The 620-nt window shown below is 36.8% G+C and carries 1 pseudogene; it reads right to left on the bottom strand.

Going from position 1 to position 620, the window contains the following annotated elements:
* Positions 1–290: 290 nt before the first annotated feature.
* A pseudogene (locus ADIWIN_RS19215) lies at positions 291–620 on the bottom strand (alcohol dehydrogenase); the annotation flags it as partial.

Genomic DNA, 620 nt, shown 5'->3' with positions numbered 1-620 from the left:
AAACCTATTCATAGATTATACGCTTTAACTTTCAAATTTCGTAAATAAATCAATCAAGAAACAAAAGCAATTTACAAATGGTGGAAGGGTTTTTGAATGGTAAAAAACCCAATACCTGAAATATGTAAATGAAATCAGTTCAAGTTTAACTCTATTGGTTTCCTGCCCATGCAAATTTTGCTTTTATCATTGCAGCGGTAGGGTGAAAACTCAAAAATCCATTTTACGCGTATGCCTCCTTGCTCACATGGGGGAAGAGAAGGGCTATAAGTTACAATTAACAGGTAAGTTTAAAATTCTATTAGAGCCTTGATGACTTGGCTTTCAGGATGGGTAAGTTCTGGGAATTTCTCTTTTGTTTCTGAAAAATCAAATTTATTCGTGGTATAAGAATTGGTAGGGAAAGATTTATTTTCTAATGTGGATATGACATATAGAAAGTCATCCTTGGTAGCATTTCTACTGCATAGTAAGGTCAATTCTTTGGCATGAATGGAAGGGTGGTGAAAAGACGATTGGTCTTTGTATAGCCCAACCAATACGTATTTCCCCCCATGTCCTACATAATAGGGGCCTGCCTCCATCGCTGATTTGTTGCCAGTGGCATCAAATACGGCATC

This window comes from Winogradskyella psychrotolerans RS-3 (genome assembly GCF_000427335.1).
In the GTDB taxonomy this organism is placed as follows: Bacteria; Bacteroidota; Bacteroidia; order Flavobacteriales; family Flavobacteriaceae; genus Winogradskyella; species Winogradskyella psychrotolerans.
The sequence above is the reverse complement of the archived record's forward strand: the minus strand, read 5'-3'. Positions and strand labels throughout refer to the sequence as shown.